This window comes from Acinetobacter brisouisimilis, from assembly GCF_000368265.1.
Classification (GTDB): Bacteria; Pseudomonadota; Gammaproteobacteria; order Pseudomonadales; family Moraxellaceae; genus Acinetobacter.
The window spans coordinates 339,113-354,425 of sequence record NZ_KB851219.1 but is presented as its reverse complement, the minus strand read 5'-3'; the positions used below and the strand labels follow the sequence as shown (position 1 = coordinate 354,425).

The window sequence follows — 15,313 nt, the reverse complement described above, 5'->3', positions numbered from 1 at the left end:
AATAGCAAGTGCAATTTATCTCACCTGCTTCGCATCACAACAATTAATTAAAAAATAAATGCCGATAAGCAGATTGAAAACACTTATGCACGCCAAGCTGCTGTAATTGTTGCTGGCGTGTCTGGGCATTTTCAAATTCACCATCAAAGACCCCAATCGAAATACTTTTTAAATCAGGGCAATACAGTGCGATTTGGCGCTTACCAAACTGCCACGGATGTAAACATACCTGTAGTAACCGAATATGTGACGATGCAGAATTCATACGATATTTCATGTCAATCTCCTACCGCTAAAAATGAAATGCGAGCAGTGAAAATCAACCAATATCCTTTTCGGAGATTTTACAGCGGAGACAGTATAATGCGTCTAAAGAGCAATAGAACAACGTTAAAATTTCTCGGTATCACTTAAAAAACACACGACTTGACAACCAAGTAGGCATTAATCTTTTGAAGAATAATCATTATTTTTTTAATATCTGAAGAGTTTCAAAAAAAATGACTTTGTAGTCACAAAATATAAAATATTGCACGCTCACAATGCAAAACACAAAAAACTAACTTTTGGGTTTTCGGCGATGCTGCAACACACGTTGTAAATGATCTTGAATCCATTCCAAATATTCAGGATCTTCAGTTTGAGCAGCTTCACGCAACAACATAGAGGTCGGGTGAAGTAGTTTATGTGTTAAACGATGTGCAAGTTCCTGAATCACTCTTTCAGGTGCTTCACCTTCTTTTAAACATTGTAAGGCATGCTCAACTTCTTCTTGTTGCATCTGCTGTCCAGCTTCACGATAAGTACAAATTGAATGCCCTGCTTGCTTGACTTTTTCTTGAGTAAGTAACTGAGTTGCCAGCTGATTGACCATAACTTCAGCTTCAACTGCCGCTTGACGGCGCTGAGCCAGATTTTCATCAATCACGCTTTGTAAATCATCAACACCGTATAGATACACACCATCCAAACTTTCAATTTTTGGGTCTATATCACGCGGAACGGCCAAATCTACCATCAACATTTGTTGATAACGGCGCTTCTTTAAGGCTGCTTTGACATCCTGATAAGCAATGACTTGATGCAAACTGCCTGTACAACTTGAAATCACATCGGCACGATGCAAATGTTGTGACAGTTCTTCAAATGGAATAATTTCAACTTCTACAAATGGTGTAATTTCATTGGCGAGCTTTTCTGCACGTTCACGCCCTCGGTTACAGATCAGGATTTTTGCCACACCGAGATCTGCCATATGCTTTGCTACAAGGCTGTTCATTTCCCCTGCCGCAACCATGAGCACCACCAGTTTTGCAGGGTGGCTAAAAACTTGCTGTGCTAACTGAGCTACGGCATACCCCATAGACACTGCATGACTGCCAACGGCTGTTTCTGAGCGCACACGTTTAGCTGCATAAAACGCATATTCGAAGACACGGTTTAAATTTCCAGACACCGTGCCCGATTCTTTGGCCAGCGACAATGCCGATTTTACCTGTCCCAAAATTTGTGGCTCACCGAGCATCAGTGAATCCAGGCCGCTCGCAACCCGCATCAGGTGAGAAACTGCCTGAATATCTTCATAGCGATATACATGATTAAACAATTGGTTAACATCAATACCATTGGCTTGAGCGAGCCAATTTAATAGCATATCTGCTTCATCAGTCATCGCATAGACTTCGGTACGGTTACAGGTTGACACCACCACTAAGTCATTGAATTGACTTTGATGACTTTGTTCAGCCAATAAAGTACGCAGTCGTTCTGCGTTGAACGCAACACGTTCACGCAACTCAACTGAGGCTGTTTGATGGTTGACACCTAAAGCAATGAACGCCATGTCAGATCATCATTTCACTAAAATTATGCATGTGTTATTGTGCATCATCGGTGTCATAATAAGCATAAATATTTGGATAAAGAAATTTTGCAGCAAACAATTCGCCAACAATCATGTATGTTGATACGACGCTATTCTAGCACAATCTTATTGCTAGGAAGCATCACCTTATGTGCCTATAATTACACTTACGCGCAAAATACAACAGTGGCACACTATAATCCACTTCCGTTACAACAAACCATGATTGCAGAATTTGCTTTGCAATATCAACAAACTGCCACAGCATTACACAACTATACAGTTCTGGCAATTCATAACAGTTCCACAGCAGTCAAACAACGTGCGCTCGACATCGCGCTTGATGAAAATGACCTGCCATCTGCACTCGATATTGCGACACACTGGGTCAATCAAGACCCAACAGATGTACCTGCTCTATTCTATTTAGCACACATTGCACTAAAAACACATAAATATGAGTTAACTGCACAAACACTTGATAAAATTTTAAACATCGACCCCGATGCCGATCTGGCTGAAATTGTCGCGGGGATTGCACCGGACTCACAAGAAGATCGAACCACACTGCTCAAAACCTTGCGCAGTAGTAAAGCCCGAAGTAATCCATCCATCTTGGTGATGATTGCAAGCTTAGAAGCCCAAGACAATCAACTAGAACAGGCGTTAAAAGACATACAGCGCGCTTTGCGCAAACGCCCAAATGTCACCAGTTTTATTTTACTTAAAGCCAATATTTTGGATGCATCGGGTAATCAGGATGCCACCATAAAATGGTATGCAAAATCGAGTCGTCAGCATTCTTACAACCTGGAAGTACGTCTTGCTGAAGCAAAATATCTAATCAAGATTGGTCAATCTGAACTTGGCTTAAAAAAACTTGAAAGTGTTATTCGTAAATGGCCTTCTGCCGATGAACCTATTTTTATTGCAGGCTTAACCAGTATTGACTTAAAACGTTATGATCAAGCCGAAGGTTTCTTATTACAACTTAAAAATTCTTCACAATATCAAAATGATGCCTATTATTACCTCGCGATTAATGCTGAGCGTAAACAGCATTATGAAACAGCAAAAGCCTATTATCGCCTAGTTGATGGTAGCCTATACACGGTATCACGCCGAAGTCTCGTCACCATTTATGATAAAGAAAATAAGCTCAGCGATGCATTACGCTTTTTGACACAAGAACGAGTCAATTATCCGCAACACGCCAGTTTTTTATATCAACTGCAAGCAGAAATCCTGAAGAAACTTAATCATAAACTGGCAGCGATTGAACTGCTTGATGAAGCAATTCACAATCTGCCCGATGACCCTGATTTGATTTACGCACAAGTCTTACTGCTTGATCCTTATCAGGATAAAGACCGTTTAGAACAAGATTTAAATAAGTTACTGAGCATTGAACCCAATAGCCCTACATATCTGAATGCCTATGCTTATACACTGGCATTACAAAACCGCCGCTTGGGCGATGCACGCAAATATGTCGAACATGCTTTGGAGTATGCACCCGATCAAGCCTCTATTCTCGACACTTATGGCCTAATCACCTTTTTACAAAATGATCTTGCAACTGCGATCCCAACCTTAGAAAAAGCCTACCTGCTCAATGAAAATGTAGGTACAGGCGTTCGCCTAGCCAAGGCATTGTATTTACGAGGCAACATGCAGAAATTTGCAGATTTACTACAAGAACTCAAACAAAAACATCCGAACAATCCACAAGTAATTCAACTAAATTCCTTGTTATTATCACAACAGCAAAAAATGAGTTTAGTTCACCATGCATCTGTTCACTAAAATTGGTTTAGGATTACTGACTAGCAGTAGTTTAATTTTGACAGGCTGTCAGCAGTACAGAAAGCCCCAAGCGATGACCAATCAGCTGCCTACAACCAATACAATCGCACCAACTCAAGAAACCAATTTTTCTCTGCAAGGTAAAATTGGAGTGCGTACACCAAAACAATCTGGCAGTGCTTTTTTTACATGGGAACAACAGCAGGACAATTTTAACATTGAGCTAAGTGGCGCACTGGGTATAGGCAAAACCCATATTCAAGGGATACCAGGACAAGTGACCCTCAATAGTGCAAAAACAGGCTTGATTCACGCAGCAACACCAGAAGAGCTTTTAGAAAAAGCGACAGGCTGGCAAGCTCCCATTACCGATTTGGTTCACTGGATTTTAGCGCAGCCCGCAACAGCTTCAGTGCAAATCGAAAAAGACCAACAGCAGCGCCCGACCCAATTTATTGAAGATGGCTGGATCGTCCATCTCAGTTACAACAACGCTGCAACCCTACCTAACAAATTAATTTTAAAACAACAGCTTGATGATGGTCAGGAAAATCGTATTACAATGGTCATTCAAGACCGCTAACTAGATTTCAATTTATGATTCGCGTTCCTTCCCCTGCAAAACTTAATCTTTTTTTACATATCACTGGTCGACGAGCTGATGGTTACCATGAATTGCAAACCATTTTCCAACTCATCGATTTATATGACTGGCTTGAGTTTGAACCTAATGGTAATCAAAACATTTGCCTAGATGGGTTATCCAATGTTGAACAAACAGACAATCTGATTTTCAAGGCTGCTGAAAAACTCAAGCCTTTTGCTCAGCGATTTTGCGGATTAAATATCCATTTAGACAAGCATATTCCTATGGGTGCAGGTCTAGGCGGTGGTTCATCCAACGCGGCAACGACGCTTTTGGTACTCAATCAGCTTTGGCAATGCCGCTTAAATATCCAGCAACTGGCAGAAATTGGGCAAAGCTTAGGTGCCGATGTACCTGTCTTTGTGTATGGTCACAATGCATGGGCAGAAGGCATCGGTGAACAAATTACATTCATCAATTTGCCTAAAAAACAGTTCATTGTGCTTAAACCTGATTGTTTTATCAGCACTCAACTACTTTTTTCACAAAAAACGTTGACAAGAGATTCCAAGACCTCTAAATTTTGCGCCTATCAGCGAAAGCCATCGGATTTCGGAAATAACTTTGAGCCAATCGCAAGAAGCTTATATCCAGAAGTTGATGAGGCAATGCAATATCTCGATCAGTTCGGCATTGCAAAGCTTACAGGAACAGGTGCCTGTGTTTTTGTTGAAGTAACTCCTGATATGCAAACAGAGCAGATCGTTCGCAATGCACCATGTAAAGCTTACTTGGTACAAAGCTTGGATAAATCTCCTTTGTATGACATACAGGTAGTGCTATAGGGGCGTCGCCAAGTGGTAAGGCAGCGGGTTTTGATCTCGCCATCCGTTGGTTCGAATCCAGCCGCCCCTGCCAGATTCTTCTAAACAACACATCAACCGCCAAGGGTGCTTCATGCCCAATCTTGTCGTTTTTAGTGGAAATGCTCATCCACAATTCGCTCAAAAAGTCGTAAGCCATTTACACATTCCTTTAGGCTCTGCTTCAATTAACCGTTTTTCTGATGGTGAAATTGCTGTAGAAATTACTGAAAATGTACGTGGTAAGGACGTTTTCATCGTTCAGCCTACTTGCGCCCCAACCAATGATAACCTGATGGAAATCTTGGTCATGGCTGATGCACTTCGTCGTGCTAGTGCTGGACGTATTACTGCTGTTATCCCTTACTTTGGCTATGCTCGCCAAGATCGTCGTCCACGTTCTGCACGTGTGCCGATTACAGCTAAAGTCGTTGCTGACATGCTCACTACTGTTGGTATTGACCGTGTTGTGATGATCGATTTGCATGCTGACCAAATTCAAGGTTTCTTCGATATTCCTGTCGACAACATTTACGGTACACCTGCTTTGCTTGCGGACTTACGTCAACAACAACATGACAACCTGATGGTAGTATCACCAGATGTTGGCGGTGTTGTTCGTGCACGTGCCGTTGCAAAACAGATGGGCGATATCGATTTAGCAATCATTGATAAACGTCGTCAAAAAGCGAATGAATCTCAAGTGATGCACTTGATCGGTGATGTCAAAAATCGTGACTGCGTCATCGTAGATGATATGGTCGATACCGCTGGTACTTTATGTAAAGCAGCCGATGCGCTTAAACAATTTGGTGCACGCCGTGTTGTTGCTTATGCAACTCACCCTGTACTTTCAGGTAAAGCACTCGAAAATCTACGCAACTCTGTGATTGATGAATTGGTTGTAACTGATACCATTCCTTTATCACAAGAAGCGATTGATTTAGGTAAAATTCGCCAGGTTTCTGTTGCAAGCATGGTTGCTGAAACCATTCGTCGTATTAACAACGAAGAATCGATCAGCGCGATGTTTGACAGCTATTTATAATATAGCTGCACAATTTTCCTAAAGCCCTGCTATAATGCGGGGCTTTCTATTAGCCAGATTGGTCGCAAATCTGGCTGTTTCGTAACTTAATGAGGATATCTCATGGCTAATTTCGTATTAAATGCTCAAGCACGTGCTGAAGACAAACAAGGGAAAGGTTCGAGCCGCCGCCTTCGTCGTGAAGCATTAGTTCCTGCTATCATCTACGGTGGTGACGCAGAACCTGTAACTGTAACTTTAGAACTTCGTGAACTTGTTAAAGCTCTAGAAAACAATGATTTCTTTGCTGAAGTTGTAGAAATCAAAATTGGTGACAAAACTGAAAGCGTTAAAATCCAAGCGCTTCAACGTCACCCAGCAAAAAACACTCCTATGCACGCTGACTTCAAACGCGCGTAATGGTAAGTGAGAGCGTAGTTTCGTGACTAAAATTTCGCTCATTGTCGGTTTGGGCAATCCTGGTAAAGAATATGCCCAAACCCGACACAATGCCGGCTTTTGGTTTGTTGAGCAACTCGCAGACCGTTATGGCATTAGTTTAAAAGCAGATCCCAAATTTTACGGTATCAGCGGTCGAGGTAACATCGAAGGTCATGATGTCCGTTTGTTACTCCCTACCACATTCATGAACCGTTCTGGGCAAAGTGTCGTTCCTTTCACCAAATTTTATCAAATTCAGCCTGAAGCAATCTTAATTGCACATGATGAACTGGATATGAACCCTGGTGTGATCCGCCTCAAAACAGGTGGTGGTCATGGTGGCCATAATGGTCTACGTGACATTGTTCCGCATATTGGTGCCAATTTTCATCGTTTACGTATTGGTATTGGGCACCCTGGTGCTAAAGAACGTGTTTCTGGTCATGTTTTAGGTAAAGCACCTAAAAGTGAACAGGATCTTATAGATGCAGCAATTGATCATGCATTGTCGAAGACTCAACTTTTGGTTAATGGTCAGGTTTCGCAAGCCATGAATCAGATCAATGCCTATAAACCGTAAATTCAATCTCTGATGGCATCTTTATGTACATCTCTTAAGTCTTTGAATGCCTTTTTTCTAGCAAACTGAGCAAATCGAGGAGATATTTGCATGTTATCACGTTTATTAAAATGCAAAATCCATCGCGCAATCGTCACACATGCTGAGCTTCACTATGAAGGTTCTTGTGCAATTGACGGCGTTTTAATGGATTTGGCAGGCATTCGTGAATATGAAGAAATTCATGTTTGGAATGTCACCAATGGTAAGCGTTTTACAACTTATGCTATCCGTGGTGAAGATCATTCAGGCATCATTTCCGTTAATGGTGGCGCTGCACATCAGGCTGAAGTGGGTGATATCGTGATTATTGCAACATTTGGTGACTTCAATGAACAAGAAGCAAATGCTCATAAACCACGCCTTGTCTATGCTAATCCTGACAATACCGTCAACCATACGGCCAACTGTATTCCTGTACAGGTTGCTTAACTTTTTTGAGTTGGATCATGAGCATATTTCGATATGCTCAGATTACTGCTCATAGCAAATTATTTAATATTTATAGTACGAATCATTCTATAGAAAGGATGATTTTTCACAAAAAATAACGCTATAATTTTGTCACATCGCTTCAGGGCGGGGCGCAACTCCCCACCGGCGGTAAGCTCACTCTCGAGCAAGCCCGCGAGCCAATGGCTGGTGTCATTTGCAGATTTGGTGCAAATCCAAAGCCGACGGTATAGTCCGGATGAAAGAAGTCGACGTTTCAGAAGATTCACTTTTCAAGCTTTTGTCACGACCCCATTTTTTCGATCAGTCCTGAAATGTTCCTGTATCTAAATTACGTGAGCGTTTCATTATGTCTATTTTAATTCAACCCGAATTATTTTTTTCAAGCCTATCCCCTGCTGAACAACGCATTCAACAAGCTTTAGAAGATATCCGCCAAGGCAAACCTGTTTTGGTCATGGATGATTTTGACCGTGAAAATGAGGCAGATTTAGTTGTTGCCGCAGAAACTCTCAATGTAGAAACCATGGCACGTATGATCCGTGATGGCTCAGGTATCGTGTGTTTATGTTTAACTGAACAACTGGCTGATCATCTAGAACTTCCACCAATGGTGAGCAACAACTCTAGCCATTTCCATACGGCATTTACCGTCACCATTGAAGCAGCTGAAGGCGTGACAACAGGCGTATCGGCAAAAGACCGCGTGACTACCATTCGCGCGGCAACCAAAGATGGTGCTGTCGCCAGCGATTTGAATCGCCCTGGACACGTATTTCCATTACGCGCACGTGAAGGTGGTGTTTTAACCCGCCGTGGTCACACCGAAGCTACGATTGATTTGGCTCGACTAGCAGGTTTAAAAGCAGCAGGCGTATTGTGTGAATTAACCAACCCAGACGGCACAATGGCTGCAGGCATTCAGGTGTTATCTTATGCTCAGACTCATCATTTAACCGTCATTACTATTGAAGAATTGGTTCAATATCGTTTAGCTCAACACGTTTAATTTTTTTAGCATCATCATCACAACGATGGTGATGCGTTTTTCTCACCATATTTCTCAAACCTTTGCTGTAAAGCATGCATCAATTGAGCAATCACAACTAAAGTAATCGCACCTGTCAGCACAGGGAAAATTAGAAAATCCCAATCGTAATGCACCGATGATGCACTCAATAAAATCAATAATGGATTTGCTCCCGCAGGTGGATGAACGCACGCAAAAATCTGCATCGATACAATCGCCAAGCCCACAGCAAACGCTATCGTAGCAATGTTAATCGGAATGTAATGCACAAATGCCAAGCCTATGGCTGCCGATACCACATGCCCGATAATCACATTTTTAGGCTGAGCCAAAGGTGACTGTGCCGCAGCATACAACAAGACGCAACTTGCACCGAACGGCGCCATAATCCATAGCTGATGAGAAAGCTGGGTCAAATACAATAAAATGGCAATACTCAGACTCGCGCCCACCAGTGCCTTCATTAAATCAGAAATTGAATACTGGAATGATTTCAACATCACGTTCCCCCTGAATTGATTTTTGTCGATTTGCACGTTAAAATCAAAATAGTACAGATCTGTACTATTTACAAGAGAAAAAAGCATGTCAAAATCCGCAGCTAAAATTCTGGGCACTGCCGAAAAGTTATTTAATCAGCACAGTTTTAACGCAGTTGGAGTAGATTTAATTCGGGATGAATCAGGCTGTTCCAAAACAACGCTGTACACATATTTTAAAAATAAACAGCAACTCGTTGCTTCCGTACTAAAAAAGCGAGATCTTCAGTTTCGGCAAAGTTTGTGTGATTTTGTTGGAGAGGCTCAAGGTTTAGCCGCACTTGAGCAGATTTTTGACTGGCACGTTCAGTGGTTTCAGCAAGATCATTTTAAAGGTTGCCTATTTGTACGAGTTGTTGGAGAGTCTTCACAGCAAGATACTGAAATTCTTGATCTCGCTAAGCAGCATAAGCACTGGTTATACGAATTTATTGCGCAGTACGCACAACACCTCAAGCAACCACAGGCAGTCACTGAATTGTGCTATAATTTTTTAGAGGGGTTAATAAGCCGATTTTTGGTTGAAGGCTTTCAAGCAGAAATTGCTGAACAGAACAAACAACTCATGATCAACCTGATAAAAAATTTACAGGCTTAATCATCTGCCATGTGCAATAAACTATAATGAATCCCGTCGGCACGCAGCCAGGCGAATTCATAACTGGCTTTAGCAAGTGCCAATACACGCCGCTCAAACTCATCCCACAATGGCTTGACTTGTGCCTGTTGAATGCCCAATCCACTCTCTTCAGCAAACTGGCGATGTTTCTCACAAATCTTAAGCGCATGATACAACTTGCGCCCAATAGAGGCATCAGGTAACAAGCGTGTACGTTTTGAAATAATAAAACCCTCAACGTGTTGCAGATTGGCATGAGGCAGCATCGGCACTAAAATTTGATCTAACTGGGAATCCAGACGCTTCCAAACGACACGCTGCTGTTCAAGTGTATAAGTATTCCATTGAATCACTTCATGATTAAAACGTCGGCAGCCTCGACAGACATGATCACCAAATACAGTGGAACAACGCCCTGCACATGGGGTGAGTGTCGCAATGCGACGATCTTTACTCAAACCAACCTCTCCTTCACAAGAACCATTCTCGCTTAATTTTCAAAATCACGCTAAAATACGCGCCTTATTTTTCTATCTTAATACATTTGGAGTCCCGCATGAACGCTACTGTAGAACAGCTTGCACCTGTAGAACAGCAAGCGACCGCTGATTGGGTTGTTGCCGCACTATATCAATTCAAAGAAATTCAAGACCCTGCTGATTTGCAGCAACGTCTACTTGACTTGGTTAAAACTATCAATCTATGCGGAACTCTAATTGTAGCTGATGAAGGCATTAATGGTACAGTCGCTGGAGATCGTCAAGCGATTGATACGATTCATCAATTTTTGCTGAATGAAGGCTTTAACGCAATGGAATATAAAGAGTCTCATAGCTCTGACAAGCCATTTCGTAAAATGAAAATCAAGCTAAAAAAAGAAATTGTAACTTTGGGTGTTAAAGTTAAACCACGTGATTTGGTGGGTCATTATTTAGATCCTAAAGAATGGAATGAACTGATTGCACGTGATGATGTCATTCTGATCGACACTCGTAATGATTACGAATACAAAGCAGGCACATTCAAAGGTGCGATTGACCCGAAAACTGAAACTTTCCGTGAATTTCCAGAATACGTCAAAAAAGAGCTTGAACAGCATAAAGACAAAAAAATTGCCATGTTCTGTACAGGTGGTATTCGCTGTGAGAAATCAACCTCTTTGCTTTTACAAGAAGGTTTTGAAGAAGTTTATCACCTCAAAGGTGGGATCTTGAAATACCTTGAAGAAACCCCTACTGAAGAAAGCATGTGGGAAGGTGAATGCTTCGTGTTTGATGGTCGTACTGCAGTAACTCATGGCGTTGAAGAAGGTCAAAATATTAAATGTCACGCTTGCGGCTGGCCGCTTACCCCTGAAGAATCAGTATTGCCAAGCTATGAACATGGCGTATCTTGTGTGTACTGCATCAACAAAACCAGCGAGAAACAAAAAGCGGGATTCCGTATGCGCCAATCTCAAATTGCCGCAGCAAAAAGAAAACGCCTATAAAATTAAGTTTCATTAAAGATTAAGCCATCAACACGATGGCTTTTTTATTACGGGAAATCTTAATTTTTGACTAAAATTTCTTTTAACTTGTATGCAAAATCCGCTAATGTTTTGAAAATTCAAGTAAGAATAAGGTTGTATCATGCAAGAGCAATTTTGGCTAGATAAATGGAAAAACAATCAGATTGGTTTTCATCAACAGCAAGTCAATGAATTTTTAGCAAAATATATCGACAAATTATCCTTGCAAAAAAATGATCGGATTTTTGTTCCGCTTTGTGGCAAAAGTCTGGATATGCATTGGCTGCTAGATCAAGGGTTGCGTGTGGTCGCCGTTGAGTTAAGTGAGTTGGCCGTTGAAGAGTTAATCAAAACTCTAAACTTGCCTTTTGAAGAAATACCAAATCAACGCCTTCGACATTTTCATCATCCACAAATCGACATTTTTAATGGCGATATTTTTCAACTTACCCAGCCGCTACTTGGCAATGTCGATGCAATCTATGATCGGGCAGCGTTAGTCGCCTTACCTGAAAACATGCGGGTTGAGTATGCACAGCATCTCAAGGAAATTACCAACAATGCTCCGCAGCTTCTGATTAGCTATGAATATGATCAGGATGCCTTTTCAGGCCCACCCTTTTCAATTCCCGAAACAAAAATCAAAGGTTTGTATGATGATGTTTACGATATCGAGCCATTGATTCGCATTGAAAGACCAAGAGCATTCCAACAACAGGATGCGATTGAAACTGCCTGGTATCTGACAAAAAAGATTGATCATTAACGTGCTGAACTAACAAAAATTTCATTTTTTCATAAAAAAGCCTGACCATTGCTACAATGATCAGGCTTTTGCTACAACAACAATAATTAACTATGACATGCAGAATGCCATCACGGCATCGCCTGTCATATCATCATGATTGTGTATGATACATCAAGAAAAGTTCATTTAGATTGTCTGGAATTTCTTCTGCAAGTTCATCCATTAACTGCCCGTTGCGACGGAAAGATTCCATTTGTGCATCTTCTTCATCAACGCCGCTAAAGATCATCATTGGCAAAGTCAAATCGACTAATTGTTCTTCGAACTCAGGCGTAAACCATGCTTCTTCGTTCAGGAACATGGCATCGACAAAACCAACACTCCAGTCACCCAAACTTGAGTCTACATCGGCTTCTTCAATTTCAAAAGGAAACTCGATTCCTTCTTCATTGGCAAGGCTTTGACGTAACTGTTCGAGCCATAATTTGACCTGCACCACAATTTCACTCGGCACTTTATTTGGGTTTCCATCAAACAAAGCATCAAGCCAAGTATCAAATTTTGGTCCAACAGCAATCGCGCATAAAAATCCATGAGTTGCCGCAAAATCTAGACCATATTCGTTTTGGTCACCATCTAAATAATCACTTAACTGATCTAAATTCAAAGAACTCATTTTGATTCCATTATTGGTTACTAGGGTATGAGCATAGCATTGATAGGGATGATATTCTAAATGCTTTTATGCATCATCATCGCCCGAATCATCATCGTCGAAATCATAATCAAAGTCTTTCAACTCGCGCTCCAAACGGCGTTGCGCAAGCAAGTCATCAATTAAACGACGTTTTTCTAATGACTCTTTGGCACTGATTTTATTCGATGCCTCATCAAAGCTAACGTCATCATCGTAGTTATCATCTAGTTCAAAATCTGTAGAAGACACTCAAACTACCTCAACATAAAAATATAAATGTTTTACGCGCTATTTAGCGTAGTTATTTATTTCTGTCAAGATTTTTATGCATTTATATTTTTAGGGTTCTCACTAAAATCTGCTTTTTTTCCGCGTTTTTTTTGTGTATTTATTAAGAATCTGGAGTTTTTCATCACAAAATTGCACGGACTTGAAAAAATTAAAAATGACACAATATCCATTCTACTTTAACAACACAAAAGATATCATGAATTCGGTGCCCGCCCCATGATTTCTGAATTTTTTAAACAAATTGTGCTATCATGCACGGTTTTTCACTGCCACAGATTCAACAAAGAGTAAGCAAAAGATGAGCGATATGCATTCCCCTACTTCTCAAGTAGCGGCTCTGATTAGCCGAGGCAAAGAGCAAGGTTACTTAACTTACGCTGAGGTTAACGATCATCTCCCAGACTCAATCACGGAAAGCGAACAGATTGAAGACATTATTCAAATGCTTCAAGATGTGGGTATTCCTGTTCATGAACGCGCGCCTGAATCTGACGATACTATGTTTGGCGAATCAACCGAAGCAGCCGATGAAGTTGCCGAAGAAGAAGCCGCTGCGGTACTTGCTTCAGTTGAAAACGAACCTGGTCGTACGACTGACCCAGTTCGTATGTATATGCGTGAAATGGGAACCGTTGAGCTGCTCACTCGCGAAGGTGAAATTAGCATTGCAAAACGAATCGAAGAAGGGATTCGTGATGTATTAAATGCGATTGCTTACTGGCCAAATGCGGTTGAAGTTGTTCTCCAAGAATACGAAGACGTTAACACTGGCGAACGCCGTTTAGCTGATATTTTATCAGGGTACCTTGACCCTGAAACCGACGATGACATTCCAGAAGTCATCGAGGAAGAAGAAACCGAATTGGTCGATGTCGAAGAAGATACATCGAAGCCTGCCAAAGAGGTCAAACTTGACGACGACGATGAGGAAGAAGAGTCGGAAGGTGATGACGATTCTGAAGGTGATTCAGGCCCAGATCCAGAAGTTGCAAAAGTGCGTTTTGCAGAGTTGGAACAAGCGTGGAGCAAAACTAAAGCAGCGATTCAGCAGCATGGTCGTAACTCGAAAGAAGCTGATGAAGCATTGGTTACCCTTGCAACTGTATTTATGATGTTCAAATTCACACCTCGTTTATTTGATATCATTTCTGAAATGATCCGTGGTACACATGAGCGTATCCGCACGGCTGAACGTGAAATCATGCGTTATGCAGTCCGTCGTGGTCGTATGGATCGTAACTTGTTCCGTACTACATTCCCTCAACAAGAATCGAATCCAGCATGGCTGGATGCGCAGCTTGCCAAAGTAACACCAGAAGTGAAACCGCATCTGGAAAAAGTTCGCCCAGACATCTTGGCATTCCAGCAAAAAATTGCAGATATTGAAACTGAGCTTGGCTTAAACGTTCAGGAAATCAAAGATATTTCTAAACGTATGGCGATTGGTGAAGCCAAAGCACGTCGCGCCAAAAAAGAAATGGTTGAAGCCAACTTGCGTTTGGTGATTTCGATTGCGAAAAAATACACCAACCGTGGTTTGCAATTCCTTGACTTGATTCAGGAAGGTAACATCGGCTTGATGAAAGCGGTAGATAAGTTTGAATATCGCCGTGGTTACAAATTCTCGACGTATGCAACTTGGTGGATCCGTCAGGCCATTACCCGTTCGATTGCCGACCAAGCACGTACCATTCGTATTCCAGTACACATGATTGAAACGATCAACAAAATCAATCGTGTATCTCGCCAGCTTCTTCAAGAAATGGGCCGTGAGCCAACTCCTGAAGAACTAGGTGAACGTCTGGAAATGGATGAAGTTAAAGTTCGTAAAGTGCTGAAAATTGCCAAAGAACCGATTTCAATGGAAACTCCGATTGGTGATGATGAAGATTCGCATCTTGGTGATTTCATTGAAGATCAAAACATCACATCACCAGTGGATGCTGCAACTTCAGAAGGCTTGAAAGAAGCAACTCGTGAAGTGCTTGAAAACCTGACTGAACGTGAAGCCAAAGTCTTGAAAATGCGTTTTGGTATTGATATGCCAACTGACCATACGCTTGAAGAAGTAGGTAAACAGTTTGATGTAACGCGTGAACGTATCCGTCAGATTGAAGCCAAAGCGCTCCGTAAATTGCGCCATCCTTCACGCTCAGAACACTTACGTTCATTCTTGGAAAATGATTAATCGGGATTCTTGATTTTTCAGGAAACTACCCC

18 protein-coding genes, 1 tRNA gene and 1 riboswitch are annotated in these 15,313 nt (G+C 41.6%); of the genes, 13 read left to right on the top strand and 6 right to left on the bottom strand.

Going from position 1 to position 15,313, the window contains the following annotated elements; all coding sequences use genetic code 11:
• Positions 1–43: 43 nt before the first annotated feature.
• On the bottom strand, positions 44–277 hold the full coding sequence (locus tag F975_RS05325; protein WP_004751102.1) for a hypothetical protein: 234 nt from the start codon (positions 275–277) through the stop codon (positions 44–46).
• Between the two features lie 282 nt (positions 278–559).
• Positions 560–1,843: a glutamyl-tRNA reductase gene (gene hemA / locus F975_RS05320; protein ID WP_004751100.1), complete on the bottom strand. Its 1,284-nt coding sequence runs from the start codon at positions 1,841–1,843 to the stop codon at positions 560–562.
• A gap of 117 nt (positions 1,844–1,960) precedes the next feature.
• Between hemA and F975_RS05315 the strand changes: the two genes are divergently transcribed.
• From F975_RS05315 to ribB, 9 genes are all read left to right on the top strand, one after another.
• The gene (locus F975_RS05315; RefSeq protein WP_034425774.1) at positions 1,961–3,670 is read left to right on the top strand and encodes a tetratricopeptide repeat protein; all 1,710 of its coding nucleotides are present in this window, start codon (positions 1,961–1,963) and stop codon (positions 3,668–3,670) included.
• Positions 3,654–4,253, top strand: a complete 600-nt coding sequence (gene lolB / locus F975_RS05310) for a lipoprotein insertase outer membrane protein LolB (RefSeq protein ID WP_004751096.1) — start codon at positions 3,654–3,656, stop codon at positions 4,251–4,253. The genes F975_RS05315 and lolB overlap by 17 nt, the downstream gene beginning before the upstream one ends.
• 14 nt (positions 4,254–4,267) lie before the next feature.
• On the top strand, positions 4,268–5,101 hold the full coding sequence (ispE, locus tag F975_RS05305; RefSeq protein ID WP_004751094.1) for a 4-(cytidine 5'-diphospho)-2-C-methyl-D-erythritol kinase: 834 nt from the start codon (positions 4,268–4,270) through the stop codon (positions 5,099–5,101).
• Positions 5,100–5,174: transfer RNA gene (locus F975_RS05300), tRNA-Gln, on the top strand. The genes ispE and F975_RS05300 overlap by 2 nt, the downstream gene beginning before the upstream one ends.
• Positions 5,175–5,213: 39 nt before the next feature.
• Positions 5,214–6,167 carry a ribose-phosphate pyrophosphokinase gene (locus F975_RS05295; RefSeq protein WP_004751091.1) on the top strand — a complete coding sequence of 318 codons (954 nt, stop codon included), beginning with the start codon at positions 5,214–5,216 and terminating at the stop codon, positions 6,165–6,167.
• A 102-nt stretch (positions 6,168–6,269) separates the two neighbouring features.
• A complete protein-coding gene (gene rplY, locus F975_RS05290; protein ID WP_004751089.1) occupies positions 6,270–6,566 on the top strand; it encodes a 50S ribosomal protein L25 in 297 nt (98 codons plus the stop codon).
• A 22-nt stretch (positions 6,567–6,588) separates the two neighbouring features.
• On the top strand, positions 6,589–7,167 hold the full coding sequence (gene pth, locus F975_RS05285) for an aminoacyl-tRNA hydrolase (RefSeq protein WP_004751088.1): 579 nt from the start codon (positions 6,589–6,591) through the stop codon (positions 7,165–7,167).
• A 90-nt stretch (positions 7,168–7,257) separates the two neighbouring features.
• Positions 7,258–7,638 (top strand): aspartate 1-decarboxylase, encoded by a 381-nt coding sequence (gene panD / locus F975_RS05280; protein ID WP_004751086.1) that lies wholly within the window; start codon positions 7,258–7,260, stop codon positions 7,636–7,638.
• Positions 7,639–7,773: 135 nt separating this feature from the next.
• A riboswitch (FMN riboswitch) is annotated at positions 7,774–7,913 on the top strand.
• 95 nt (positions 7,914–8,008) lie between these two features.
• Positions 8,009–8,668, top strand: coding sequence for a 3,4-dihydroxy-2-butanone-4-phosphate synthase (gene ribB / locus F975_RS05275; RefSeq protein WP_004751085.1), 660 nt, complete (start codon positions 8,009–8,011; stop codon positions 8,666–8,668).
• A 17-nt stretch (positions 8,669–8,685) separates the two neighbouring features.
• On the opposite strand, the gene F975_RS05270 is transcribed toward ribB, so the two are convergent.
• Positions 8,686–9,189 carry an HPP family protein gene (locus F975_RS05270; RefSeq protein WP_004751083.1) on the bottom strand — a complete coding sequence of 168 codons (504 nt, stop codon included), beginning with the start codon at positions 9,187–9,189 and terminating at the stop codon, positions 8,686–8,688.
• 85 nt (positions 9,190–9,274) lie between these two features.
• On the opposite strand from F975_RS05270, the gene F975_RS05265 reads away from it, so the two are divergent.
• Positions 9,275–9,826, top strand: coding sequence for a TetR/AcrR family transcriptional regulator (locus F975_RS05265; protein ID WP_004751081.1), 552 nt, complete (start codon positions 9,275–9,277; stop codon positions 9,824–9,826).
• Here F975_RS05265 and F975_RS05260 read toward each other — a convergent pair.
• Entirely contained in the window at positions 9,823–10,305 is a 483-nt protein-coding gene (locus F975_RS05260; RefSeq protein ID WP_004751079.1) for a DUF1289 domain-containing protein, read from the bottom strand. The genes F975_RS05265 and F975_RS05260 overlap by 4 nt on opposite strands.
• A 98-nt stretch (positions 10,306–10,403) precedes the next feature.
• On the opposite strand from F975_RS05260, the gene trhO reads away from it, so the two are divergent.
• Entirely contained in the window at positions 10,404–11,336 is a 933-nt protein-coding gene (gene trhO, locus F975_RS05255; RefSeq protein ID WP_004751077.1) for an oxygen-dependent tRNA uridine(34) hydroxylase TrhO, read from the top strand.
• Positions 11,337–11,478: 142 nt separating this feature from the next.
• Positions 11,479–12,123 (top strand): thiopurine S-methyltransferase, encoded by a 645-nt coding sequence (gene tmpT / locus F975_RS05250; RefSeq protein WP_004751075.1) that lies wholly within the window; start codon positions 11,479–11,481, stop codon positions 12,121–12,123.
• 133 nt (positions 12,124–12,256) lie between these two features.
• Here the strand turns inward: tmpT and F975_RS05245 are convergent, their stop codons facing one another.
• Complete coding sequence (locus tag F975_RS05245; protein ID WP_004751073.1) at positions 12,257–12,781, bottom strand: YecA/YgfB family protein; 525 nt, start codon at positions 12,779–12,781, stop codon at positions 12,257–12,259.
• A gap of 66 nt (positions 12,782–12,847) precedes the next feature.
• Positions 12,848–13,051, bottom strand: coding sequence for a PA3496 family putative envelope integrity protein (locus F975_RS05240; protein ID WP_004751071.1), 204 nt, complete (start codon positions 13,049–13,051; stop codon positions 12,848–12,850).
• Positions 13,052–13,334: 283 nt separating this feature from the next.
• Between F975_RS05240 and rpoD the strand changes: the two genes are divergently transcribed.
• Complete coding sequence (rpoD, locus tag F975_RS05235) at positions 13,335–15,281, top strand: RNA polymerase sigma factor RpoD (RefSeq protein ID WP_228127409.1); 1,947 nt, start codon at positions 13,335–13,337, stop codon at positions 15,279–15,281.
• Positions 15,282–15,313: the final 32 nt, after the last annotated feature.